Below are 24251 nucleotides of genomic sequence, written 5' to 3'. Positions count from 1 at the left end.
AGCGGTATGATGAGTAAACTTCAAACAGAGCTCTCGGAGTTCTGTTTTTTTCTTTTTTGTTTAATAACGCTTGACAATTTAATTAAATAGTATTATTGTATTAATCAAGTAATACAATAATACAAAGGAGGACAGCCATGAAATGGATTATCGATTCCGATCGCCCCATCTATAAACAGTTGGTGGAACAAATAGAGCTTAGAATCATTTCCGGTATTTATGCACCGGGAGAAAAACTTGAATCAGTGAGAGAGATGGCAATGGATGCAGGCGTCAATCCCAATACGATGCAAAAAGCATTGGCAGAACTGGAAAGAATGGGACTCGTCTTTGCACAACGAACCAGCGGCAGATTTATTACGGAGGATATGAAAGTGATAGAAGAAGCAAAAAAGGGTTTGGCAGTTCAGGAAATTAGCGCATTCCTTGAAAAAATGAAAAAGTTGGGGATGGGTCGTAATGAAATATTGGAATTGATGGAAAAGATCGAGGAAGGGGAGAAGGAAGATGACCATATTAAGCACTAAGAATTTAACCAAAAGCTATGGAAAGAAAACAGCCCTTTCCCAAATCAACCTGGAAATATCCCGGGGCCGGATCATTGGATTACTGGGACCAAACGGCAGCGGGAAAAGCACCTTTATAAAGATAGCAGCTGGTTTGCTGGTGCCAACAGCAGGGGAAATTATTATTGACGGTCAGCCTCCAGGGGTCGATACCAAAGCGAAAGTATCATATTTATCGGAACGAACCTACCTAAATGATTGGATGCGGGTCAGTGAAATCATTGCTTTCTTTGAAGATTTTTATGCTGACTTTAATCGCATTAAAGCTGAAAACATGTTAAAAGATCTAAATATCAACCCTGATGATCGACTCAAGACCATGTCCAAGGGAACCAAGGAGAAAGTGCAACTGATCCTGGTGATGAGCCGTCAAGCTGAGCTCTACCTCCTGGATGAGCCCATTGGAGGGGTGGATCCAGCCGCCAGAGACTATATATTGAATACGATCATCACCAATTATAAAGAAGAGGCCTCGGTAATTATTTCGACGCATTTGATTGCTGATGTTGAGCAGATATTGGATGACATTATTTTTATTAATCAGGGCGAACTGGCATTGAGTTCCAGTGTGGATGAAATCCGGGAAACCCATAATAAGTCTGTGGATGGATTATTCAGGGAGGTTTTTAAATGTTAGCAAAATTAATTAAGCATGAAACCAGGGCCACCAGCCGAATTTTTATTCCTCTTTACGGCGCCCTGTTGATTTTAACAGTTTTCACCAAATTGGTGATGGCAATTGGTGCTCCGGATTTCTTTTCTGAAGCGGTATCCAATAATAAGGTAGCGGAAATCATTTTAGGTATCAGCTTCACTCTCTATTTTGTGCTGGTAGTAGCCATATGTGTGATGACGTTGGTCATGATCATTCAGCGCTTTTATAAAAATTTATTTACTGACGAAGGCTACCTGATGTTTTCGCTGCCAGTTAAAACCTGGGAGCTGGTATGCTCCAAACTTGTCGTTGGCCTAATCTGGTCGGCTGTTTGTACAATTATGATTTTTTTGACTTTTTTTATCTTCTCGCTGGGGAACTTTTCGATGATGGAGTTGACTCAGGCGATCCGGTCAGCTTACTCAATGTTTTACCTGCAGACTGGAATGGAACTGAATTTTTTTATTTTTGAAATGATCATTTTTTTACTGGTTGAAACCGTTGCTTCGATTCTGATGATCTATGCAGCCATAGCCATTGGCCAATTATTTAATCAGCACCGGATTGTCGCTGCGTTTGGGGCTTATATCGTCATTACGATTGCACTCCAGATTATCATGTCGATTTTTATGACTGTTTTTGCCATCGGAAATCTGGAGAACAGTGTTCTAAATGGCAGCGATGCCATCACTACCATCAATTGGCTTCTTAATAGTTCAACCGTACTTAATGTGGTAATGGGAGTGGGTTTTTATTACACGACCCTAACCATTATGAAAAAAAGACTAAATCTGGAATAATTTGTGTTGATTTGTGTTATAATAATCTGCAATTAAATGGTTGAAAAAGATAAAATGAAAGCGGGGCGATCTAAATATTTATTCAAGTCAGAGATTTGCACAAAGATTTCAAGTTGGGGAAGGAAGACATTCATATCCTCAAGGGAATCGATCTGGATATTGAACAGGGAGAAATGGTGGCCCTGCTTGGTCCTTCAGGATCAGGCAAATCCACCTTTTTAAACGTTCTGGGGGGACTGGTACCGCCTACTTCCGGCGACATTATGATTCGTGATTATCGCATCAGCGACATGACTGAAAATGAACTGTGTCTGTTTCGCAGGGAGCACCTGGGATTTATTTTTCAGTCCTATAATCTGATTTCCACCATGACAGCCATGGAAAACGTTGCACTGGCACTAACCTTTGCCGGGGTCAAAAAAGAAATCCGGCAACAACGGGCACAGGAAGCGCTGGAAGTTGTTGGCTTAGTGGATCGGATGGGACACAAACCAAGTGAACTTTCTGGAGGCCAACAACAGCGGGTGAGTATTGCCCGGGCGCTGGTTAATCATCCGGAAATAATTCTGGCCGATGAGCCCACCGGGAATCTGGACTCCAAAACCAGTGCCGACATCATGGAAATGATTACCCGACTCAACCGGGAAGAGAAGCAGACCTTTGTCATCGTCACCCATGATCCGGATACGACTAAATACTGCACCAAGGTAATCCACATGTGTGATGGCCTGATTGAGGCCGAAGTCAATCAATAAACATTGATCAGAATGAATACTCAAAGAAATGGAGAAATTATGAAAGAAAGAACAAAAATTGAAATGAAGACAAAACCGCTGCTTTCAGCCCTATTGGTGATTATCCTGCTATCATTATGTTTTATGCCAACAGCTTTGGCGGCACCGGAACAACCGTTGCTTCAGATCAGTTCAGTCACTTTCAATCCGGCGACGGTATCACCCGGTAAGGAATTCAAGATGGTGGTTACCTTAACCAATCATGGTGACTATGATGCCCATAATGTAACCCTGGATGTATTGTCCCAGTCGGGCGCGAATGACTTGGGGGTCTTTTCGATGGTAGGAAGCGGCAGTCATTTCTATCGGGAAGAAATTCCTTCTGGTGAAAGTGCAACGATTGAGATTCCCATGGTGACATCACCAAATGCTGAGGCTAAAAATTATAATTTAAATTTGCAAATCAATTGCGAAACCAGTGGTGGCAGTGTTTATAATTTCACAGAAACAGTGGGGATTGTAATCAATGAAAGTGAATCGATGTCGATTATTGCCCCAGATCGTTTTGTTTTAGCTAAGAATGATAAAGGGGTTACCCCGATCAATTTTGAAATTGCTAATTTTGGATCAAATCCGGTGCGTGGGGTGCAGGTTAGTGTATCTGCTGATGGTGTCGATTTCTCCAAAGATTATCAGTATTATGGCACCTTCGAAAAAGATGATAACGATGACTTCTCCGCTGATGTCACCACGAGTCAAAGTGGTGAATTTCCCGGGAAAATATCCGTAAAATACATGGACAGTTTCAATAATGAACGGGTAATCGAAAAGAACATTACCATTGTTTCTGAGGAAGCCACAACTCAGACGGCGGAATCGGGAGACGAGAACTTTTTTCAAAAATTTCTCAGAGTCATCTTTGGCATTGGCGCTTAGCGGGGTGAAGGTGTGAATAAGCAAGAACTCCTGCGATTATCCTGGGAGAATCTCTGGCGGATGAAATTTCGAACAATCCTCACAATTATTGGGGTAGTCATCGGAACGGCCTCGATCATCGTGATGGTTTCCATTGGAAACGGGGCTCAAAAGAGCATTACGGATGAATTGTCCGGGATTGGTTCTGTGACCACGCTACAGGTCTATCAGGATCTCTCTTCGATGGGGATGACTGCGATGGCTGGTGGAAAAACGGACGATAAAGCAATCCTTAATGATGATGCCATCAAAGATTTAAAGAAAATCGATGGGGTCGTGGCGGTTACGCCGGTGGTCAATCTAAGCGGCGGGGAAATAGAAGTTGATCGTGAGCAATATGGGGTTTCTCTGATGGGCGTGGACTATGCTGTCCTGGAAGATATGCGCTATGTTACAACCAGTGGTAAAAAGCCTGGAGCCAACGATGAAAACAGTGTGATCCTTGGCAAAGATGTATTAACCAGCTTTACCTACACCGGTGCGTCAACCCAACTTGAAGCCAGTGCGGTTAAACCGGAAGATCTAATAGGCCAGAACATTACCATGACCATCAAACGTACCAATGCCAACGGCGAAGAAGAGATAAAGACTCAGAAGCTGAAGGTGACTGGTGTGCTGGAAGCCACTGGGGGAAATGAGGATTACTCGATCATCGCTGACTATCATCTGGTGACAGACCTGAACGAATGGCAGACCGGGAGGAAAGCCAATGTCAAGAAGCAGGGCTATTCCCAGGCGTTGGTGACCGTCGAGGATTCTTCGGTGGTAAATGATGTCACTTCTGAAGTTGAAGCGATGAAATTTACAGTCTTTTCGATGCAACAGATTTTGGATTCGATGGGCAGCGTCTTTCAGATGCTTCAGATTCTGCTGGGTGGTATCGGTGGGGTCGCTTTGTTGGTTGCCTGTATCGGCATTGTCAATACCATGACCATGTCCATTTATGAACGCACCAAGGAAATTGGGATCATGAAGGTCATTGGGGCATCGATTTCGGATATCCGCAACATGTTTATTGCCGAATCAACCATGATTGGATTGATCGGCGGTCTGGTGGGGATTGTCATCAGCCTGGTGCTATCGGTACTGATCAATCTGATTGCGGGTTTATTTATCGGTGGTGAAGGGGGTGTGACGATTTCCTACATCACCCCCGGTCTGGTTGTTTTTGCCTTGTTTTTTTCGGCGCTGGTCGGGCTCTTGTCCGGCGTTCGTCCGGCTATCAAAGCAGCCAATCTCAGTTCCCTGGATGCGATCCGCAGTGAATAGTGAAAGAGCGCAAAAATATCAGAAAGCGATAATAAAAATAACTGAGCTTGCAATTTTTAAGGTGTGAATAAGCGGTTGCAAAGACAGGATAAAAATTTGAAACGAGAAGGAGTAAGGATGAACTATTTATATTTATTAATTAATCCGGTCAGATTTTTTAAACAGGTTGCCGAAAAAGAAAAACATTCTCTGATTATCCCAATTTTGATTATTGCCATGATCGGCTGTTTAACAGGTGTCATTGCCGGAAATGTGGTAGGCACCATGGATCTGCCAGCTGATCAGATGGGAATGGTTAAAACCATTAGCATTGTTACCGGAATCATCTCCGGGATCATCAGCGTGGCAGTTGCCATGGTGGTGAAGGCAGCCATCTTTAATCTGGTGTTAAAGAAAATGGGGGGTGAGGGTTCGTTTAAGACAGCAGTGTATGTGGTCGGCCTGAGTTATTTCCCCAAAATTTTCCAGAACATTCTCAATATTTTCTTTCAAAAACCGATTGATATGACCAAGGTTTATGAGATGGATTGGGTGGCCTTCCTGGGAGGGATTTTCAGCATTTTCAATATCTGGCAGATTGTCCTGACCATTATTGGTCTGGCCATTGTCTACGGTGTGAGTTACAAAAAAACGGCGCTTCCAGTGATTGGACTGGAAGTGGTAGCCGCTGGTCTTAGTCTAGGTGTGTCGTTGATTAGTCTTAATTCGATGGCGGGATTATCAACCACAGCCATCAGTTAAAAAGGGAGGAGTAGGATGGGAATCGGTATTGATTTAGGTGGCACCGCAATTAAAGGTGGTATTGTCAATCATCGGGGTGTCATTCAGGAAGAACGGCGAGTCAAAACCCAAAGCCAAATGGGCTATGATCGTGTAGTGAGTGATCTTGCTGCATTAATAAACGAACTGGTTCAGCTTTCACCGGAAGAAACCACCGTGGGAATCGGAATTCCCGGAATCCTCTCAGGGGATGGATCAACCGTCGTTTCCTGTCCTAATCTTAATTGGAAGAACAAAGCACTAAAGCAAGATCTCGAAGCAGTCCTGGCACTTGAGGTGCTTCTGGTTAATGATGCCACGGCAGCTTGTATTGCTGAAGCGGCATTTGGCAGCACTCGGGGTCGAACCAGCTCGGTGTTATTAACCCTTGGCACCGGTGTCGGTGGTGGGGTGATCATCAATGATCGGATTATTTCGGGAGCCCATGGGGTCGCCTCAGAAGCCGGCCACATGATCATGGAAGAAAATTTCTACGACTGCAATTGCGGCAAAAACGGCTGTCTTGAAACCTTTGCTTCGGCAACAGCACTGATTCGCTATTGTCAGAAACAACTAGATGAAGGCGTGGAGTCCGAATTAAAAAAAGACGACACTTATGATGCCAAACGAATTTTTGATGCTGCCAAAGCTGGTGATGGGCTGGCGTTGGCAGCAGTCAATCGGCTGGCTAAATATTTAGGTTGGGCCATTTCCAACATCAACGATCTCATAGATCCCGGGATATTCGTAATTGGTGGTGGCTTGTCTGAGGCTGGAGCTTTTCTTTTAAACCGGATTCAGGCCAGCGCCAAAAGTTGTTTAACCTATCCCCAGTATGCAATGCCTGAAATTGTGCTGGCTACCTTTCGAAATGAAGCCGGTTTGATCGGTGCGGCCAATCTTCGACAATTCATCTGACGCATTTGCTTTTTAATGAAAATTGCGAGAAAAAACTGAATAGTAAAAAAAAAACATTGTAATATTGCTTAGAATGATTATAATAGAAATATGTCATTCTAAGAGTAAAGGAGAAATACAATGCAAAAATTTGAATGTGATATCTGTGGTTATGTATATGATCCAGAATTAGGAGATCCAGACAACGGGGTAGCAGCTGGAACTGCGTTTGCCGATATTCCTGAAGATTGGGTATGTCCAGAATGTGGCGTTGATAAAAACGCATTTTCAGAAGTCTAAACAGCGTTTTCAATTAGTATAAAAAAAGTCGTAATGATGGCTTGCTTAAAAAGTGTAGAATTTAACCGAATCGGTTTTGAATTCTACACTTTTTTTATGCTAAATTCCCAAAATTCCCATGATCCAGATAAACAGAATCGGCATAAAAACTGCTGGCAGCAGGTTGCCGACCTTAAGCTCTTTGATTTTAAGCATATTAATACCAATGGCCAAGATTAGAACGCCACCAACAGCATTCATTTCGGTGATCATTTCCGGAGAGAGCAGGGTTTTGACTGAGCCAGCTAAAAGTGAAATGCTGCCCTGGTAGAGAAGAACTGGAATAGCGGAAAAGACGACGCCGATTCCTAAAGTCGATGAGAGAATCATCGAAAAAATACCATCCAAGAGCGACTTGCTCAGAAGAATACTGACCGTCCCGGTGAGTCCATTTTCCAAAGCACCCATAATGGCCATCGAGCCGGTGCAGAAAAGCAGGGAGGCACTGACAAAGCCGTGGGAGATATTATTGCTATTGTTTTTCATCTTTTTTTCCAGGCTGTCGCCAATTCGTTTTAATTGTTTTTCAATATTGATCAGTTCCCCCAGGATGCCGCCAAATAATAGACTCAGCAGCATCAGCATAATGTTTTCGGTTTCGATGGTCATCGTGATGCCAATGACAACTACGCCCAGTCCCAGACCTTGGGTAATGGTTTCACAGAGACGTTGTGGTAAAGCCCGTTTAAATAATAGGCCGATGAGGCCGCAGACAACAATGGCGGCGGCATTGATAATGGTTCCAAGCAAAAGATTTTCCTCCTGATGTAAAGTCTTTTACTATTGTAACATAAAAGCGCTAGCGCTGAAAACATAACTACCCTGATGAGCTGTTTTATTGAAAAAAAATCAGTGTTTCGATTAGTTTTAACAAAAAAAGTGTTTAAATTGTGATAAAATAGAAAAAAGAATGCGAGGTGACGTTTATGATTAAGCGGTTTTCAGTAATCTATATTGGTTCAATCCGTTGTGAACTGATCGTTGGACAGCGGGGCAAAGGCTGCATTAAAATATTGGATCGAGCCATGTTTCCCATTAATTTTGGGAGTCAGAGCTTTACTAAAGGGGAGATCTCATTTAAATCTGTATATGCCTTGTGTCAAACGATTAATGAATACATCGAAATGTCTAAAACCTACGGCGTTGAATCGATTAAAATATTTGGAACAACAGCTCTCCGTGAAGCCAGAAATCGGCTTTATATTCTTGAACAAATCAAAATCAATACCGGTGGTTACGAGGTGGAAATTCTCGACAAGGAAGAAGAGACCCATCTTATTTATCGCCATATGGTGTTAAAGTGCGATCCGCAATTTAATATAATCACTGATACCAAAGAGGATCAGATGCTGGCATCCATCTCCAGCGGGAATGTGTCAGTGGCACTCCTAAAAAATGGAGTCATTGATTATCATCAGACCGCTGAGCTGGGTTATTTAAAAATGAAGGAAATCCTGAAATCCATCGAAGAAAACTCGGAGCGCTTTGAAACGCTATTGATGGAGTTCATCTCCATCAATACCCAGGATATTGTTGAAAACATCAGAAAACGTCACATTAAAAGACTTTTTGTATCCTCCCACGAAGTTGATGTCATTGCTCAGCTTTGTGGCATCACGGAACGACAGGATTATTATGTGATCAATGCCGAGGATTTTGGGAAGCTGTGCAAGGTGGCGGGCGATCTGACCGTGAACCAATTATTGAAAAAGTACCCACTTTTGGATCAAAGTGAAGCAGAAACCCTGAATCATACCCTGATGCTTTATTTAAAGCTACTGGCTGAAACAGGAGTCGAAACCTTTATTTTGATTCCGATGATTATCGGCGATGCTTTTTTGGATTTTGAATTCCAGATCACAAAAAAACAACAGTTGATTGAATGGATCGAAGAGGGCAGTTATCTTTCTGCTAAAACCATCGGTAAAAAGTATCATACCAGTCACAGGCATTCGGAATTTGTTGAAAAAATCAGCTTAAAGATATTTGACTCGCTCAAAAAATATCACCAACTGGGAAAAAGAGAGCGGCAGCTCTTATCGATGCTCTGTTATCTGATGGAGGTGGGCAGTTTTATTGATCATAAAAATTTTTGGGTGCAAAGCCGCTATATTATTGAAACAACCGACATTATCGGGGTTAACCAGGAAGAGAAAGCGGTGATGGGTAAGGTCGCCGAGGCGGTTAAAACGAATTTTATTAAAGTGGAAGAAAAGGTTCATTCCAGTGATGAAAAAGAACAGTTGCTGGTAGCTAAACTGGCAGCTATTTTAAAGCTGGCCATTGCCCTGGATAAGAGTTATCAGCAAAAAATACAAAACCTTCACTGTCATGTCAAGGACGAAAAACTGATGCTTGAATTAACCACCGGGAAAAATTTTCAGTTGGAAGAGTATTTCTTTAAGGCAAGTCGGGCAACCATGGAGAATGTTTATGGCATTAAACCGATATTAAAGATTAAGAGGGTTGAATCATGAAAAGTAGATTATTTATAAACCGTGAAATCAGTTGGCTGGATTTTAATTACCGGGTATTAGACGAGGCTTATGACAAATGCAACCTGTTAATGGATCGGTTGAAATTTTTGGCGATTACGGCATCGAATCTGGATGAGTTTTTTATGGTACGGGTTGCTGGGATTATGGATCAGATTAATGTTGGCTACAACAAAAAATCGGTAGATGGACTAACCCCGATCGAACAGTTGGCAGTTCTTAACAGCATGACTCAGGAAATGATGGCCCGGCAGTATACCTGCTTATCAAAATCGATCATTCCGGAGCTTAATCAGAACAATATCTTTTTTTTGCGTTATGATGAACTGAATGAGGAAGGCAAAGACTTTGCCCTTCATTATTTCCGGCATGAGTGTTATCCGGTTTTGACGCCACAAGCAATTGACAACAGTCGCCCGTTTCCGTTAGTAAAAAACAATCAGGTTTATCTGTGTATCATGCTCCATGACACCGAGGCGAAGATTAAGGATGAAAAAGATTTTATGGCGATCCTGGAAATCCCCAAGGTTCTGGATCGAATCATTGCCTTACCGAAAGCGAAAGAGTCGGAAGTGCTAAACTATATTTTTATTGAAGATTTAATCAGCCCGTTTGTAAATGAACTTTTTACCGGTTATGATGTCAAGCAGGTCAGTGAATTCCGGATTACCCGTAATGGCGATTTAGCCATCGATGAGGATGAAGCCGAGGATTTACTGATTGAAATTGAGAAATCAATTCAGCAACGTAAATGGGGAGCCAGCATTAAACTGGAAGTAACCCGGGACATGAGTAAAAAAATGAAAAAATGGTTGATGCATGAATTGGAAATTGTCGAAAGTGAGCTTTATGAACTCAAGGGAAACCTGGATTTGACCTGCTTTATGAAATTTCAGAACCGCAGCGAGTTTAATGAACTCCGGGAGCCCCGCTATACCCCGCTTATCTCCAATGAATTCTATGAGGTTGACGACATCTTTGAAGTCATCCGGGAGAAGGATCGCCTCTTGCACCATCCGTATCAGTCTTTTCAAACAGTGGTTGATTTTGTCCGGGCGGCATCCATCGATCCCGATGTGCTGGCCATCAAACAAACGTTGTATCGGGTCAGTGGCGACTCGCCAATCATTGAAGCCTTGATTCAGGCAGCCCAAAATGGTAAACAGGTTACTGTATTGGTCGAACTCAAAGCGCGCTTTGACGAAGCCAATAATATTGTCTGGGCGAAGAAACTGGAGCAGGCTGGGTGTCATGTCATTTATGGGTTGGTAGGGCTAAAAATCCATTGTAAAATGATTCTGGTGGTTCGCAAAGAGTCCGATGGGATCCGGCGGTATGTCCATCTCGGAACCGGGAATTATAATGATGTGACCGCCGGTCTTTACACCGATTTGGGAATGTTCACTGCCAAAGAGAGTTATGGGTCGGATGTTTCAACCTTGTTTAACCTCTTGTCCGGCTACAGTCACTACACTTTGTGGAAAAAGATCGAGGTGGCGCCGAAAACGCTCAGAAATGCCTTTTACATCGCCATTGACCGGGAAATTGAAAATGTCAAAATGGGAGAAAAAGGTAAAATCCTTGCCAAAATGAATGCACTTATTGATGAAGATATCATCAATAAGCTTTATGAGGCCTCTCAGGCTGGGGTGGAAATTCAACTGATTGTTCGGGGAATGTGCTCACTCAAACCAGGGTTACCGGGCATCAGTGAGCACATCACGGTTCACAGCATTGTGGGAACCTTCCTGGAACACAGCCGGATCTATTATTTTTACAACCAGGGCAAGGAAGATATTTTTCTGTCCAGTGCCGATTGGATGGAGCGAAACCTGAACCGGCGAATTGAGACCCTGTTTCCGGTTGAAGAAGAGAGCTTAAAGAAAAAATTAAAACACATTTTGGAGATTACCTTAAAAGACACCATCAAAACCCGGATAATGACTGAAACAGGAGAGTATATCCGGGTTGACAAACGTGGCAAGGAATTGCTTTCCTGTCAGGATTACTTCTGCAAAGAAGCTGAAGCAGAATTTGAACAGGTCAAGAATAAAGCCGTTATAAAACATAATATTGAGGGAGAATAGCAATGGATAGACGAAATATTGGAGTCATCGACATTGGCTCAAACAGTGTCCATCTGGTGATTGGCGAGTACTACAATAACGAATATTTTCAGATAATTGACGATGTCAAGGTGAATGTCCGTCTAAATGATAAGCTGGCTGAAACCGGAAAACTCCAGCAGGATCGGATGGACTTTGGAATTGAAACCCTGACCATGTTTGTCAGTATGTGTGATGCCTATGGGATCGAAAAGGTGATTGCGGTAGCAACGGCTGCGGTTCGTAAAGCATCAAATGGAGCTGACTATGTGGCGCGAATTAAAACCGAAGTCGGTTTGGATGTGGCCATTATTCCCGGAGAAGTCGAGGCTTCAATGGATTACCTGGGCGCGATTAACACCCTTGATGTTAAAGACGCCTTGCTGATGGACATCGGCGGTGGGAGTACCGAGTTTGTGCTGATCAAAGACCGCAAGAAGGTAGAGGCGGTGAGTTTGCCCTTTGGTTCCATCGATTTGGCCGAAAAATTTGATTTGACCGACGAGGTATCAGAGAAAAAACTGAAAGCTCTCGATGAGTTTTTAAAAGAAGCATTTAGTACGATTGCAATCCTTAAAAAGGCTGAGGGGTTGCCGGTTATTGGCGTGGGTGGGACAATTCGAAATGTTGGCCGGATCCACCGGAGTTTCATCGATTATCCTTTGGAAATTGCCCATAATTATCGGATGAAATCCAATGATGTCAAGCGGATCTGCGAAATGGCCGCCAGTATGAATTTAGCGGAACGTTCAAATCTTAAAGGATTGTCCAAGGGTCGGATCGATATTTTCGTGGGTTCGAGCCATACCCTGGAACGGGTTATGAAACATATTGATTCGCCAGAACTCATTATCAGTAATGCCGGGTTACGGGATGGTATCATCTACGATTATTTTGGCTATAATGAAGACAATCTGGTTTATGATATTTTTGAACTGTCGCTGGTCAATATCATGTTAAACTTTAATGTGAATATCCCTCACGCCTATCATGTGCTGAAGCTGACCGAAAACCTGTTTGAGCAGCTCAAACCACTCCATGGCATCAAAGAAGACGTCCGCAAGATGATCCGGGCCTCGGCCATGCTTCATGATGTTGGCATCAAGCTTCAATTTGGAAATCATCACGAGCATAGTTTTTATATTATTTTAAACTCCGGTTTGTTGGGGATCGAACAGAAAGAGCTTTTAATGAGTGCCTTTATTGCGCTTAATCATCGTACCAATAAAAAAATCCATATTTCGGAAGAATACATGGGGCTGCTCCAGAATGAAGAGCGGCACCTCATCGATCAATTGAGCTTGTTTCTGCAAATATCAGAATATCTGGATCGCAGTATGGATGGTGTCGTCAAGGATGTGAATTGCGTGATTCTGGAAAAAGAAGTCCAGCTGAATGTCCTCACAACCGGTCATTCAGTATTTGATAATATGATCATCAACGAATGTGGCAAAAAATTCAAACGGGTGTTTAACAAAACGCTGACGATTAATAACAAAGTCATTATTTCGCGACGATAAAAAAACTCCAATTATTCAAAACTGAATAATTGGAGTTTTTCTTATTTGTTTCGTTGGCTTTTGCCCAGATAGGCTTCTTTAATGCTTTCATCAGCCAGTAGTTCCCGGCCAGTTCCAGCTTTGGTAATCTTGCCTGTTTCCAGTACGTAGGCATAATCAGCGACCCGAAGGGCCATATTGGCATTTTGTTCAATTAAAAGAATGGTCATTCCTTCTTTATTAAGGGTCTCGATGATATCAAAAATACCCTGAACAACCAAGGGGGCCAGACCCAAGGATGGTTCATCCATCATCAATAGTTTTGGCCGGCTCATCATGGCCCGACCAACTGCAAGCATTTGCTGCTCGCCACCGGATAAGGTGCCTGCGGCCTGCCAGGAACGTTCTTCCAGCCGGGGGAAGAGACTGTAAATATGCTTGATGTCGGCGTCCAGATTATCCTTGCGCATATAAGCGCCAATCTTGAGATTTTCCAGCACTGTCAGATCGGGAAATACATGCCGTCCTTCCGGAACCAGAGTAATACCCTTGTCAACGACTTTGGTGGTATCAAGGCCCAGCAGTTCTTCACCGTTATAGGTGATGCTGCCAGCTTTTGATTTAACCAAATTGACAATGGCTCGCAGCGTGGTGCTTTTTCCCGCCCCATTGGCTCCGATCAGAGTCACGATTTTGCCTTCTGGCACTTCCAGATCAATGCCCTTAACCGCTTCAATACCGCCATAAGCGACCTGTAAATTACTAATCTTCAACATCGGCGTCTACCCCCAAATATGCTTCAATAACCTTAGGATTATTCTGAACCTCATCTGGGGTTCCTTTGGCGATGGTACAGCCAAAATCCAATACATAGATATGATCAGAAATTTCCATGACCAGATCCATATGATGTTCAATCATAAAAATGGTCAGATCAAAATCCGTTTTCAGTTTAAAAATCAGATCCGTCAGTTCATCAGTTTCCTGAGGATTCATTCCGGCTGCTGGCTCATCAAGCAGCAGTAACTGTGGCTTGGTTGCCAAGGCCCGGGCAATTTCCAGATGCCGCTGTTGTCCATAGGGGAGCGATGAAGCTTTTTCATTTCTTAAATCAATAAGTCCCAATCGTTCCAGCAAAAATTCACAGTCGGCTTTAGCCTGAGCTTCGCCCTTCCGGGCTTTGGGGGTTCTCAAAATCGCAGATAAAAAACTATAATCAGTATTTAAGTGGGTAGCAACCTGAACATTTTCAAGAACAGACAATTCCTTGAATAAGCGGATGTTCTGAAAGGTTCGGGCGACACCCAGAGCTGTGATTTTATCCGGCTTTTTACCGGTAATATCAATTTCAGTGGCGGTGCCGCTTTTATCGGTTGGGGTAAAAAGAACCTTGCCGCTGGTGGGCGTATAAACCCCGGTGATGACATTAAAGGCAGTGGTTTTACCGGCCCCATTGGGTCCGATTAGGGCAGCCAGTTCACCCTTTTTAATATTGATATTTAAGTCGTTGACGGCGACAACACCGCCAAACTGCATGATGACATTTTCTGTTCTAAGCAGACTCATTACTTGCCACCTCCTTCAGTCGAGGTCTTTTTTCGGCTCAGTTTTTTCTTGATGGACTGGAATTTCTGCGCCATGAAATCCCAGGTGAGTTCATTGGTACCCATTAAGCCTTTGCGATAGAAAAGTACGATAATCATCAGCAGGAATGAAAATACAACCATTCGCAGACCGGGTCGAAAGATCGGCAGATCCAGGCCGAAGGCCATGGGCTCATCCAGAAAACGCAGGGCTTCCTGTCCCAGTGTAACCAGGAAACTGGCAATGATGGTTCCGGAGATGCTGCCCATTCCACCAAGGACAATGATCAGCAAAAAGTTATACGTCAGGGTGAAATAAAACTGTTTGGGATCAACAGTACCCAATAGGGCGGCGAATAATCCACCACCGATGCCAGTAAAAAATGCTCCAATCAGGAAGGAAGTCATCTTTGTTTTAAAGAGCCCAACCCCCATCGCTTCGGCAGCAATTTCGTCCTCTCGGATGGACTTGAAGGCCCGGCCATAGGACGAGTAAACAAGTAAAATGGTTGCGATAATGATCAGCAGAGCGGTTCCATAGGTCCACCAGAGACTGCTGATGGTGGGAATACTCTTAATACCCAGGGCGCCATTTGTGATCGATTGCGTATTGGTAAAGACAATACGAATAATTTCCGAAAACCCGAGAGTTGCGATGGCCAGATAATCACCCCGAAGCCGTAGACAGGGGGAGCCAATAAAGAAGGCCACCACCACTGAAGCCAGACCACCCAGAATCAATGCCACCACAAAGGGCAACTGGATGTTAGCTAAGAAAGGCGCCATCGGTTCCAGATAAAAAATGGCCGCACGAGATTCAACAGGCACTGTAAAGATGGCGACAGTATAGGCGCCGATCGCCATAAAACCGGCCTGTCCCAATGAAAACTGACCGGTAAAACCATTAACCAGATTCATTGCCAAACTGACGATGACATAAATTGCGCATAAATTCAGTAAACGACGCATATAGGAATCAACAAAAATATCGGCTAAACCTATTCCAATCAGGAGAACAACTAAGAAAACCGCTGTTTTCCAGTGAAGTTTTAAGTAGGCACCGAGGCTGTTTTGAGTTTCGTTCATTTTTGGTACCTCCCCTAAACCTTTTCCACTTGTTTCTTACCAAGGAGACCATTGGGAAGAAAGAGCAGAATAATAATTAAGATGACAAATGCGATGGCGTCCCGGTAACCGGTAAGTGCTGGAAAGAAGGCGACCATCAGTACTTCCGAAAACCCGAGGATCAGGCCCCCAAGAACGGCGCCTTTAACATTACCAATTCCACCGATTACGGCGGCAATAAAACATTTTAATCCGGGAACAACGCCCATGAGGGGTAACACCGATGGGTATTTCATACACCATAAAATAGCACCGACGGCAGCTAGCGCAGAACCGATGGCAAAGGTTGAAGAAATGACCCCATTGATCTTAATACCCATGAGTTTGGCGGTATCATAATCGACTGCGACAGCCCGCATGGCCATACCAAGTTTGGTTTTATTAATCATAAAAAGTAGTGCTGACATCAAGATAAACGCAACAATTGGAATAACAATAGAAACCGGTTGAATCGACAAACCGCCTATAAAGAAAGGTGTTGTCAAAAGCGGGAATTCTGGAAACGCTTGTGGCTTTCCTGAAAATAAGTAAGTGGCAACATTTTCAAGCAAAAATGATACCCCAATCGCTGAAATTAATAGTGATGTTTTAGGTGCATCACGGAGCGGACGATAGGCTACCCGTTCAATCGTGACACCGAGTAAAATGGTTAACCCAATTGTAATAATAAACGTGACATACCAGGGAAGAAAGAACACGGCAATCCCAAAATATGTGAAATAGGCAGCCATCATAAAGATATCGCCATGGGCAAAGTTGATCAGTCTTAAGATACCATAAACCATCGTGTAACCGATGGCGATCAACGCGTACAAACTCCCAAGAGATAAACCATTTATTAGTTGCTGCAAGAATGTTTCCATTGTCATTCCAACGACCATAATTATAACCTCGTTATATCATTTAATTTAAATTGAGGGTATCTGATCATACAAATACCCTCAAAGTTAGTTGTTGTGAAGGCAGCACAAACAAAACAGACAGTGTACGTTTTGTTTTGCGCACCCTTGCGCATAAAAGAAGTCACATAAAATATGACTTCTTTATGGTAATTTGTGACTTTTGTTAGTCAATTGTAACGGAATCCATGTAGGTGAATTTACCATCTTTAACGGTTTTAATGATCGCTTCATTTTTAGTAGCGTCACCATTGGCATCAATGGTAATCATCCCAGTAGCGCCTTCAAAGTCTTTAGTGGCCGCCAGTGCGTCACGGATGGCAACAGGATCAGCAGATCCGGCTCGCTCAATCGCATCCAGGGTCATCATGTAGCCGTCATAACCAAGGGCTGTTACAGCTGCAATGTTTTCACGGTCAGGATAAGCTTTTTTGTATTCGGCAACAAATGTTTTACCGGCTTCTGTCAGTGGATTGGTATCGTCAAAGAATGTTGACATGACTGCGCCTTCTACATCAGCACCACCAACGGTGATGAATTCGTTTGTTTCCCAGGTATCACCACCAATAAATGGAGCAGTGATGCCAAGGGCACGGGCCTGTTTGATAATCAATGCGGATTCGGTGAAATTACCAGGAGCAAAAATGGCATCGGGATTGGCAGCTTTAATATTGGTTAAGATTCCGTTGAAATCCTGATCGCCAGTATTGTAATTACCAGTAGCTACGATGGCATTTGGATCGCCAGTTAGTTTAACAAAAGAATCGGTAAAGAATTTAGCTAAGCCAACTGAGTAGTCATTGGAAACTTCCTGGATGATGGCAACTTTTTTTGCATTCAGTTTTTTAGAAGCATAGTTGGCCATGACCGTTCCCTGGAAGGGATCAAGGAAGCAAACACGGAAGTAGTAATCATTTCCGGCGGTAACCTGTGGATTGGTTGCTGAAAGCGCAACGGCAGGAATTTGGTTTGTTTTGACAACGTCACCAGCAGCAATGGAGAGTGAAGATCCCCAGGAACCTAAGATGGCAACAACCTTGTCTTTTTCAATTAAACGGGCAGCAGCAGTTGTTGCTTCAGCCTTGTCTGATTTGTTATCAGCAATGACCAATTCAACCTTTTTGCCTAATACTTCTGGACGCAATTTGTTGGCCAATTCGACCCCTTCAACTTCCAGCTCGCCACCAGCGGCATTTGCACCGGTTAAGGGTTCGAATACGCCAATTTTAATGACGTCGCTATCCCCAGAAGAAGTTGTTGTTGTTCCGCTAGAACAACCAGCGGCCATGGTTACGACCAAAGCCAGAGACAATAATACTGATAAAGGTTTTTTCAAGGTAAAGTCCTCCTTTTTCTTTTTTTCCTAATTTTTACCTGTGGCTATTATACCAAAGTTTACACTTTTATTGCAAGTTTATATTAAGAAATGTTTGAATCATACGGACACTTGTTTTAATGACACTGATTTACACAATCTGCAGTATTGCATTAGCGCGCTAAAGTAATGGTTTGCAGAAAAAATCAGGAAATCAGATCGTCCGTAGTCAGATGACAGACAGAGCTTTTCGATGATAGAGATGATTGATACGATTGTACCAATCAACATCGATTTGTAAAAGACCGTCCCGGGTCATTCGAAAAACCCAGTTATTCGCTGTGGTTCCGGGTTCATTCATGCGTGTGTCGCAGCCATATCCGCAAATATCTTGAATGGGCAGGATGACTAAATTGGCAGCACTCTGAAAAAGGGTGCGGATAAAAGCCCGACAGGAAGGACTCTGGTGGCCGCCGATCTGCCATTGGTTTTCCCAGGCCTCAGTGTAGCCGCAGTAGTCAAAAGCATAACGACGATGTTCCGGGGTGTAGTCAAAAAAAGTCCCCAGTAGTGTATTATTGTCATGGGTCCCTGAGTAGGCTACGGTATTGGCGCTGTAGTTATGGGGCAGATGAATATTATCCAAATCATCAATGAAGGCAAATTCCATGATCCGCATTCCGGGAAAACCGGTGTCTTTTAACAATTTGACCAGGTCTTCATCCTGAAGCCCCAGATCTTCAGCAATGATACTCGGTTTGGGAAAGGTCTTTTCCAATTGCCTGAAGAAATCCATCGCCGGGCCGGGAATCCAACGACCATTTTTGGCAGTTGCTTCACTTGCCGGGACTGACCAATATGCAGAAAAGGCCCGAAAATGATCGATTCGAACCATGTCAAAATCCGCCAGTGCTTTTTTTATCCGTCGCATCCACCAGGAATAGTGGTCTTTTTTCATCACATCCCAACGATATAATGGATTACCCCATAGTTGACCGTTTTTGGCAAAATAGTCTGGAGGAACCCCGGAAATTTCAATGGGAGAGCCTTTTTCGTCCAACAGGAAAAGCTCCGGATGGCACCACACATCGGCACTGGTATGCGCAACATATATGGGCATATCGCCGATAATTTTTATCGCTTTTGTATTAGCATAATCTTTAAGAGCCGACCATTGTTTAGCATAGGTGTATTGGAGAAAATTCTGAAAATTAATCTCTTCACAAAAGTCAGATCGGGCGATGGAAAGTGCGGCTGGCGTTCGCTTTACCAGATTCGGATTGTCCCATTTAGTCCAGTCTTCTTCAGAATAATGTTGGGCTAAAACTGTATATAAGGAAAAATCTGGAAGCCACTCGCTGTTGGCTTCGACATAGTTTTGAATGTCTGTTTTTTGCTTTGGTGTGAGTCGAGAAAAAGCCAGCTTGAAAATAGAATGACGATTGCAGATCAGATCGGGATAATTAATGGAGTAAGCAGGAGCAGTAGATTTACCGGTTGCCAGTTCATCCGCAGTTAATAAACCCCATTGGTATAACCGTTCAAGGTCAATCAAAAGGGGATTACCAGCAAAAGCGGATGTACTTTTATATGGCGAAAAACAGCTGTCCACAGGACCTACTGGCAGAATTTGCCAGTAGCCAAAGCCCATGGATTGAAGCAGGTCAACAAAAGTGCGGGCATCACTGCCTAACGTTCCGATGCCGTAATCCCCCGGTAAGGCGGGAACTGGCATCAAGACACCACTGGAGCGCGATTTTATAGCCATATCAACCCTCTTTTTCTATGATGCGATCCAGGATGGACTGTAGGTCTTCGGGGGTAAAGAGATATTTTTCCTTACAAAAGTCACAGTTGATTTCGATATCTTCCTGATCTGCGATCATGTCGATTAGATCTTTTTTTCCAATCGATATCAGTGCTTTGGTAATACGCTGGCGGGAGCAATCACAAATAAACCGGGTGATTTCTGTTTTGGAAATCTTTAAGTTCAGGTGTTTAAACAGACCTTCCATAATTTCTTCCAGCGTTTTTCCTTCGTCAAGCTGTTTGGTCAAAGATGGGGTATCAGCCAGGGCTGCTTCCAGGGCATCAATCACGTCATCATCGGTATCCGGCATTAATTGAATAATAAATCCCCCAGCCTGTCGGACTGTGCCATCATCATTTAATAAAACGCCTAGGGAAACCGAGGTGGGAATTTGTTCAGATTGCGCATAATAATAAGTTAAATCTTCGGCCAGTTCACCGCTGACAAGTGGTGAATAACCAACATAAGGCTCTTTTAAACCGATATCTTTTAAAATGTTCAAGGCACCATCGCCAATGGCTTCTGAAACCGGCATGGGGGATTCCATGGTGTCAGAAAGATCACTGACATAGGGATAACCTTTGACATTGCCGCTGGCATCGGCGGTTACCAATAAGCCGCTGAGTGGGCCATCACTGGCGATTTTTAAAGTGATCAGTTCATCCGCATTTTTCATCATTGACCCCATCAGTGAACCGGCAGTCAATAATCGGCCCAATGCCTGGGTAACGACTGGGCTGGTGTGATGAAGCTTACGGGCGGTTTCGGCGAGTCCCTGTGTCGTTGCCGCAAAGACCCGAATCTGTCCGTTTCCGGCGGTGGCTTTTAGTACATAGTCCGGCATGTTTTACCTCTCAGTGTTTAAATTGAATTAGCTATTTATGATATGTTTCGCCACGGATTATCTTAAAGGAACGATAGATTTGCTCTAACAGCATCACTCGAAATAACTGGTGGGGAAATGTCATTTTAGAAAAGGAGCATTTCCATTGTGAACGACTGGTAATCTCAGGGGAAAGCCCGATGGAACCGCCAATGACAAAGGTGATTTGGCTTTTTCCCTGAATGCCATAGTTTTCGATTTTCCTGGCAAAAGTTGGTGAGTCCAGTTGATCGCCCTGTATTTCCAGGGTGGCCAGAATTTCATCATCTTTCAAATGAGAAAGAACTCGGCGTCCTTCACTGTCCACGGCTTTTTGGCGCTGAGCTTCGCTGGCGTTTTCTGGAATTTTCTCATCTTTAACTTCGATTAATTCCAGGCGACAATAGGCGCTTAGTCGTTTGGTGTATTCCTGAATAGCCTGGGTTAAATATTTTTCTTTTATTTTTCCAACAGCAATAACGCGAATATTCATTCAGATTAGAAACTGTAAACAACAAGAAGACTTAAAACAATAACGGCGACTAAAACCAATGCGCCAACACGATAGAGTGGGTTTCTTTTGTGCATGGTAGGGTTCCTCCTTAACATCGAAAAAATTTAAATTTATGATTGTGTTTTTATCTATTATAGTTTACAATATATGAGTCGGAAATGCAACATATTACGGGGTGTGGCTCAGCTTGGTAGAGCGCATGGTTCGGGACCATGAGGCCGGAGGTTCAAATCCTCTCACTCCGACCATTAAAAAATAGTTAAGACAGCTAGTGATGGCTGTCTTTTTTTTGCGGGTTTGGTTTTATTGGCTACGTGTTGTACTGGTGCCGGTCTGGATTTGTGGTTTCCTGATCCGGTTCATAAATCTGATAATTATTTTTACCCTGTTTTTTGGCCTGATACATGGCCTTGTCGGCATGGCTTAACAGGGCTTCATGATTGATGCCGTGCTGGGGATAAAAGGCAATCCCGATGCTGGGGGTAATCAGTAGTGCTTTTTCCGTTAAGGGCTGACGCAGCGACTTAAGAATTTTTTCGGCCACTAATTCCACATCCCTTATATCTTCAAACTCCGGAACAATCAGGGTGAACTCATCACCACCCATTCTGGCGACGGTATCGCCTTTGCGCATGACTGTTTTGAGCTGTTCGGCGACGGCCTTTAAAACGTCGTCGCCAGTATCATGTCCATAGGTGTCATTAATTTCCTTGAAGCCGTCAAGGTCCAGAAACATGACCGCCATCTGGCTCTGATAACGGGTGGCATTGGCCACGGCTATCATCAGTCGGTCATAAAAAAGGCTGCGATTGGACAACCCGGTCAGACTGTCATGATAGGCCAGGTATTTTGCTTTTTCTGATTCCTCCCGGCGCTTGGTGATATCTTCCTTCAAAACAACAAAATGATAAATTTGGCCATTTTCATCCAGTACCGGGGAGACGGAAATATTCTCCCAGTAACCCTCGCCATTCTTGCGCACATTAAAAGCTTCTCTACGCCAGACATTACCCGTCTGGACCTCATGAAGTAGTTCTTGATAATATTCCGCTGACGCTTGGTCTCTGGCATATAACATACTGACATTGTTGCCGAGGACGTCATCCGGCGTATAACCGGTCAGCTCAACATATTTGGGATTAATGTATTCAATCTGCCCTTTATTATCACTGATGAGCACCGCCACCGGACTGTGCTCAATGACGTGATAATAGGTCTTAAGTTGATCCTGGGCTTTTTTATTAGCCGTGAAATCCTCAAGAATTCCCTGAACCCCGACGATGGCACCGGAAAAGCTGTGAAGCGGGGCACAATGCATCCGCATATAAACCTTTTTGCCCCATTTGGTGGTATAGAAAGTTTCGCAGGTGACGATTTCTCCGGTTTCCAGACTTTTTTTCAGACTGCCAGCGATACCGCATTCAACCAAGGGCCCGAAGGTAAACACATTGATCTGTTTGGTGGCTTGTGCGGAAGGCGATCCCAGTAGTTTCAGGGTAGCCGGATTGACGGTGGTGATGTTACCGTCGAGGTCACAGGTGATAATGCCTGCCGGTGAGTTTTCGACCAGAACCCGATAGCGGGCTTCACTTTCATCAATTTCACGGGTTAAAGCAGTTTTATCGATTTCACAGCTGTCAGGCTGGTCGTTGTCCTCCGGATTAGCGCTTTTTTGTTGTCGGTGCAGATAAACAGCGAGCACTGGCATAAACAGCACCATAAAACCAAGACCGTAAAAAATAGTAGGGTTGGCAACGTCAGAAAACAGGTTGCGGATTAAAAAATAGTCCAGGGCATTAATGGCCAGAGCAATCACGGTGATCCGGATCACGTTGGTGGATAACTTTGTGTTGGGTGCAGTGTCATTTTTCATCGGGCACCTCCTTTTTATTTCAGTCCGTTTGATCGTCTGCTGATAGGGTATAGTATACCCTAAAAAACCATCTTTATCAGAAAAAGGTTATGACGAGGGTGATTAATGGCAATCAGGTCTGGCATATTAAACCGGAAACGGTGGAATACAAATGGTTGAGTCAGCTGATGAAACTGTAAAAATGCGAGCTGTGCAAACGACAATCTTTTGATGCTCAATTTTTATAGGCCGGGCATCGTTCAGATTAAATGCCTCCGGGACGGCCGGGAACTGTAGTATGATCTGGCGGTATCAAGCCATTGTAAAGGTAGGGAAACATTTTTTGACAAATTGTTAAAATTGGTGATTCGTTTTCGGTAATCAGTTAACCGGAAAAAGCAGCCCTAACCCTTTCAACCTGTTTTCTTAAAACCGTCAACCCGGGCGCACACGGTGTGCCCCTGCGTTCGGCGATGATCTTCTTCTACCTCTCCAATGAAGGCTTAAGCATCATCGAAAACCTCGGTGCCCTGGGGGTGCCGATCCCCAAACGGCTGAGACAGGTGGTGGCGGAGCTGGGGGAGGAGCGGGAGTAGGGAAAGCAAATAAAAAAAGCAATTAAAAAACAGCGATGTCGGGTCGCTGTTTTTTTGTTTGGCAGTTATTTAAATAAGCTTAAGTGAAAGCGTTCAGGCAATTTCAGCGTCGTTGACCGCAATCCCGTCGGCATTGAGTTTTTCTGGGGCAATATCAATATCGCCATCATTCCATACGGCCACACCATAGTCGACATACACCTGCTCGAACACGGCCTTGTCTTTGAGGGGGATAAAGACGGGGTCATCCAGCAAGGGTTTAAAATCAAAAATTTTTGTTTCATCGGTGCTAAAGCACACCCACAAACGGTAGTCGCCAAGCGGTCGCACCGACTTGATTTTCAGCATCGGCGGAGGTTCCCCGGCGTAAGCGATGTCGTTGATAATATACATGGTCGTAACCTCCTCTATTTACCTTGATTATAATGTAGTGGCTGTTTTTTCTCAATAGGATTATGGTTACGCCGAGGTTTTAAGCAGCGCAATCGGTTAGATAAATAACCTTAAAAGAAATTATGTAGAATTATTTAAAAATTGCGAAAATTATGAGAACCTATCCCACATATGGCACAACAATAAAGATATAATAATAAAAAAATGAA

At 43.7% G+C, this 24251-nt stretch carries 24 protein-coding genes and 1 tRNA gene; 14 read left to right on the top strand and 11 right to left on the bottom strand.

Annotated features, from left to right (window positions below; genetic code table 11):
- Window positions 1-137: 137 nt before the first annotated feature.
- The 9 genes from BI182_RS15835 (at window position 138) to rd (ending at window position 6955) form a co-directional block, all read left to right on the top strand.
- A complete protein-coding gene (locus BI182_RS15835; RefSeq protein WP_070371108.1) occupies window positions 138-527 on the top strand; it encodes a GntR family transcriptional regulator in 390 nt (129 codons plus the stop codon).
- The gene (locus BI182_RS15830; RefSeq protein ID WP_148636382.1) at window positions 508-1203 is read left to right on the top strand and encodes an ABC transporter ATP-binding protein; all 696 of its coding nucleotides are present in this window, start codon (window positions 508-510) and stop codon (window positions 1201-1203) included. Before BI182_RS15835 ends, BI182_RS15830 begins: the two co-directional genes overlap by 20 nt.
- Window positions 1197-2021 (top strand): hypothetical protein, encoded by an 825-nt coding sequence (locus BI182_RS15825; RefSeq protein ID WP_070371110.1) that lies wholly within the window; start codon window positions 1197-1199, stop codon window positions 2019-2021. The genes BI182_RS15830 and BI182_RS15825 overlap by 7 nt, the downstream gene beginning before the upstream one ends.
- A gap of 74 nt (window positions 2022-2095) precedes the next feature.
- On the top strand, window positions 2096-2776 hold the full coding sequence (locus tag BI182_RS15820) for an ABC transporter ATP-binding protein (protein WP_070371111.1): 681 nt from the start codon (window positions 2096-2098) through the stop codon (window positions 2774-2776).
- Window positions 2777-2815: 39 nt separating this feature from the next.
- Window positions 2816-3691: a COG1361 S-layer family protein gene (locus BI182_RS15815; RefSeq protein WP_070371112.1), complete on the top strand. Its 876-nt coding sequence runs from the start codon at window positions 2816-2818 to the stop codon at window positions 3689-3691.
- Window positions 3692-3703: 12 nt separating this feature from the next.
- Window positions 3704-4999: an ABC transporter permease gene (locus BI182_RS15810; RefSeq protein ID WP_286809273.1), complete on the top strand. Its 1296-nt coding sequence runs from the start codon at window positions 3704-3706 to the stop codon at window positions 4997-4999.
- A 117-nt stretch (window positions 5000-5116) separates the two neighbouring features.
- On the top strand, window positions 5117-5740 hold the full coding sequence (locus BI182_RS15805; protein ID WP_070371114.1) for a Yip1 family protein: 624 nt from the start codon (window positions 5117-5119) through the stop codon (window positions 5738-5740).
- 15 nt (window positions 5741-5755) lie between these two features.
- A complete protein-coding gene (locus tag BI182_RS15800) occupies window positions 5756-6676 on the top strand; it encodes an ROK family protein (protein WP_286809271.1) in 921 nt (306 codons plus the stop codon).
- Between the two features lie 120 nt (window positions 6677-6796).
- On the top strand, window positions 6797-6955 hold the full coding sequence (gene rd, locus BI182_RS15795) for a rubredoxin (protein WP_070371116.1): 159 nt from the start codon (window positions 6797-6799) through the stop codon (window positions 6953-6955).
- A 99-nt stretch (window positions 6956-7054) separates the two neighbouring features.
- Here rd and BI182_RS15790 read toward each other — a convergent pair whose 3' ends face one another.
- Window positions 7055-7744, bottom strand: coding sequence for a DUF554 domain-containing protein (locus tag BI182_RS15790; RefSeq protein WP_250932950.1), 690 nt, complete (start codon window positions 7742-7744; stop codon window positions 7055-7057).
- Window positions 7745-7920: 176 nt separating this feature from the next.
- Between BI182_RS15790 and BI182_RS15785 the strand changes: the two genes are divergently transcribed.
- From BI182_RS15785 to BI182_RS15775, 3 genes are read left to right on the top strand one after another with little or no spacing between them, the layout of a single operon-like run.
- Window positions 7921-9471, top strand: a complete 1551-nt coding sequence (locus tag BI182_RS15785; RefSeq protein ID WP_286809268.1) for a Ppx/GppA phosphatase family protein — start codon at window positions 7921-7923, stop codon at window positions 9469-9471.
- Window positions 9468-11576: an RNA degradosome polyphosphate kinase gene (locus BI182_RS15780; RefSeq protein WP_286809266.1), complete on the top strand. Its 2109-nt coding sequence runs from the start codon at window positions 9468-9470 to the stop codon at window positions 11574-11576. The genes BI182_RS15785 and BI182_RS15780 overlap by 4 nt, the downstream gene beginning before the upstream one ends.
- 2 nt (window positions 11577-11578) lie before the next feature.
- A complete protein-coding gene (locus BI182_RS15775) occupies window positions 11579-13114 on the top strand; it encodes a Ppx/GppA phosphatase family protein (protein ID WP_286809264.1) in 1536 nt (511 codons plus the stop codon).
- 41 nt (window positions 13115-13155) lie between these two features.
- Here the strand turns inward: BI182_RS15775 and BI182_RS15770 are convergent, their stop codons facing one another.
- The 8 genes from BI182_RS15770 to rlmH form a co-directional block, all read right to left on the bottom strand.
- On the bottom strand, window positions 13156-13869 hold the full coding sequence (locus BI182_RS15770) for an ABC transporter ATP-binding protein (protein ID WP_070371121.1): 714 nt from the start codon (window positions 13867-13869) through the stop codon (window positions 13156-13158).
- A complete protein-coding gene (locus BI182_RS15765) occupies window positions 13856-14659 on the bottom strand; it encodes an ABC transporter ATP-binding protein (protein WP_070371122.1) in 804 nt (267 codons plus the stop codon). Before BI182_RS15765 ends, BI182_RS15770 begins: the two co-directional genes overlap by 14 nt.
- Window positions 14659-15762, bottom strand: a complete 1104-nt coding sequence (locus tag BI182_RS15760) for a branched-chain amino acid ABC transporter permease (RefSeq protein WP_148636389.1) — start codon at window positions 15760-15762, stop codon at window positions 14659-14661. Before BI182_RS15760 ends, BI182_RS15765 begins: the two co-directional genes overlap by 1 nt.
- 14 nt (window positions 15763-15776) lie before the next feature.
- Window positions 15777-16670, bottom strand: coding sequence for a branched-chain amino acid ABC transporter permease (locus BI182_RS15755; protein WP_070371226.1), 894 nt, complete (start codon window positions 16668-16670; stop codon window positions 15777-15779).
- 196 nt (window positions 16671-16866) lie between these two features.
- Entirely contained in the window at window positions 16867-18036 is a 1170-nt protein-coding gene (locus tag BI182_RS15750; RefSeq protein ID WP_070371124.1) for an ABC transporter substrate-binding protein, read from the bottom strand.
- A gap of 208 nt (window positions 18037-18244) precedes the next feature.
- Window positions 18245-19783 (bottom strand): 4-alpha-glucanotransferase, encoded by a 1539-nt coding sequence (gene malQ / locus BI182_RS15745; RefSeq protein ID WP_286809262.1) that lies wholly within the window; start codon window positions 19781-19783, stop codon window positions 18245-18247.
- Between the two features lies 1 nt (window position 19784).
- Window positions 19785-20669, bottom strand: a complete 885-nt coding sequence (gene hslO / locus BI182_RS15740) for an Hsp33 family molecular chaperone HslO (protein ID WP_148636391.1) — start codon at window positions 20667-20669, stop codon at window positions 19785-19787.
- 31 nt (window positions 20670-20700) lie between these two features.
- Entirely contained in the window at window positions 20701-21180 is a 480-nt protein-coding gene (gene rlmH / locus BI182_RS15735; RefSeq protein ID WP_070371127.1) for a 23S rRNA (pseudouridine(1915)-N(3))-methyltransferase RlmH, read from the bottom strand.
- A gap of 192 nt (window positions 21181-21372) precedes the next feature.
- On the opposite strand from rlmH, the gene BI182_RS15730 reads away from it, so the two are divergent.
- Window positions 21373-21449 (top strand) — tRNA-Pro (locus tag BI182_RS15730).
- Window positions 21450-21511: 62 nt separating this feature from the next.
- Here the strand turns inward: BI182_RS15730 and BI182_RS15725 are convergent.
- The gene (locus BI182_RS15725) at window positions 21512-23074 is read right to left on the bottom strand and encodes a sensor domain-containing protein (protein ID WP_286809259.1); all 1563 of its coding nucleotides are present in this window, start codon (window positions 23072-23074) and stop codon (window positions 21512-21514) included.
- 434 nt (window positions 23075-23508) lie between these two features.
- On the opposite strand from BI182_RS15725, the gene BI182_RS15720 reads away from it, so the two are divergent.
- Window positions 23509-23649 carry a phage holin family protein gene (locus tag BI182_RS15720; protein WP_148636394.1) on the top strand — a complete coding sequence of 47 codons (141 nt, stop codon included), beginning with the start codon at window positions 23509-23511 and terminating at the stop codon, window positions 23647-23649.
- A gap of 93 nt (window positions 23650-23742) precedes the next feature.
- On the opposite strand, the gene BI182_RS15715 is transcribed toward BI182_RS15720, so the two are convergent.
- Complete coding sequence (locus tag BI182_RS15715; RefSeq protein WP_286809257.1) at window positions 23743-24042, bottom strand: DUF2442 domain-containing protein; 300 nt, start codon at window positions 24040-24042, stop codon at window positions 23743-23745.
- Window positions 24043-24251 lie beyond the last annotated feature (209 nt).

It is taken from the genome of Acetobacterium sp. MES1 (assembly GCF_002237635.1).
In the GTDB taxonomy this organism is placed as follows: domain Bacteria; phylum Bacillota; class Clostridia; order Eubacteriales; family Eubacteriaceae; genus Acetobacterium; species Acetobacterium wieringae.
The sequence above is the reverse complement of the archived record's forward strand: the minus strand, read 5'-3'. Positions and strand labels throughout refer to the sequence as shown.

Excerpts from the sequence above, each read along its gene's own strand:
- BI182_RS15835 (WP_070371108.1), top strand. The coding sequence starts at position 138 with ATGAAATGGATTATCGATTCCGATCGCCCCATCTATAAACAGTTGGTG.
- BI182_RS15830 (WP_148636382.1), top strand. The coding sequence starts at position 508 with ATGACCATATTAAGCACTAAGAATTTAACCAAAAGCTATGGAAAGAAA.
- BI182_RS15825 (WP_070371110.1), top strand. The coding sequence starts at position 1,197 with ATGTTAGCAAAATTAATTAAGCATGAAACCAGGGCCACCAGCCGAATT.
- BI182_RS15815 (WP_070371112.1), top strand. The coding sequence starts at position 2,816 with ATGAAAGAAAGAACAAAAATTGAAATGAAGACAAAACCGCTGCTTTCA.
- BI182_RS15805 (WP_070371114.1), top strand. The coding sequence starts at position 5,117 with ATGAACTATTTATATTTATTAATTAATCCGGTCAGATTTTTTAAACAG.
- BI182_RS15800 (WP_286809271.1), top strand. The coding sequence starts at position 5,756 with ATGGGAATCGGTATTGATTTAGGTGGCACCGCAATTAAAGGTGGTATT.
- rd (WP_070371116.1), top strand. The coding sequence starts at position 6,797 with ATGCAAAAATTTGAATGTGATATCTGTGGTTATGTATATGATCCAGAA.
- BI182_RS15785 (WP_286809268.1), top strand. The coding sequence starts at position 7,921 with ATGATTAAGCGGTTTTCAGTAATCTATATTGGTTCAATCCGTTGTGAA.
- BI182_RS15780 (WP_286809266.1), top strand. The coding sequence starts at position 9,468 with ATGAAAAGTAGATTATTTATAAACCGTGAAATCAGTTGGCTGGATTTT.
- BI182_RS15775 (WP_286809264.1), top strand. The coding sequence starts at position 11,579 with ATGGATAGACGAAATATTGGAGTCATCGACATTGGCTCAAACAGTGTC.
- BI182_RS15770 (WP_070371121.1), bottom strand. The coding sequence starts at position 13,869 with ATGTTGAAGATTAGTAATTTACAGGTCGCTTATGGCGGTATTGAAGCG.
- BI182_RS15765 (WP_070371122.1), bottom strand. The coding sequence starts at position 14,659 with ATGAGTCTGCTTAGAACAGAAAATGTCATCATGCAGTTTGGCGGTGTT.
- BI182_RS15760 (WP_148636389.1), bottom strand. The coding sequence starts at position 15,762 with ATGAACGAAACTCAAAACAGCCTCGGTGCCTACTTAAAACTTCACTGG.
- BI182_RS15755 (WP_070371226.1), bottom strand. The coding sequence starts at position 16,670 with ATGACAATGGAAACATTCTTGCAGCAACTAATAAATGGTTTATCTCTT.
- malQ (WP_286809262.1), bottom strand. The coding sequence starts at position 19,783 with ATGGCTATAAAATCGCGCTCCAGTGGTGTCTTGATGCCAGTTCCCGCC.
- hslO (WP_148636391.1), bottom strand. The coding sequence starts at position 20,669 with ATGCCGGACTATGTACTAAAAGCCACCGCCGGAAACGGACAGATTCGG.
- rlmH (WP_070371127.1), bottom strand. The coding sequence starts at position 21,180 with ATGAATATTCGCGTTATTGCTGTTGGAAAAATAAAAGAAAAATATTTA.
- BI182_RS15725 (WP_286809259.1), bottom strand. The coding sequence starts at position 23,074 with ATGAAAAATGACACTGCACCCAACACAAAGTTATCCACCAACGTGATC.
- BI182_RS15715 (WP_286809257.1), bottom strand. The coding sequence starts at position 24,042 with ATGTATATTATCAACGACATCGCTTACGCCGGGGAACCTCCGCCGATG.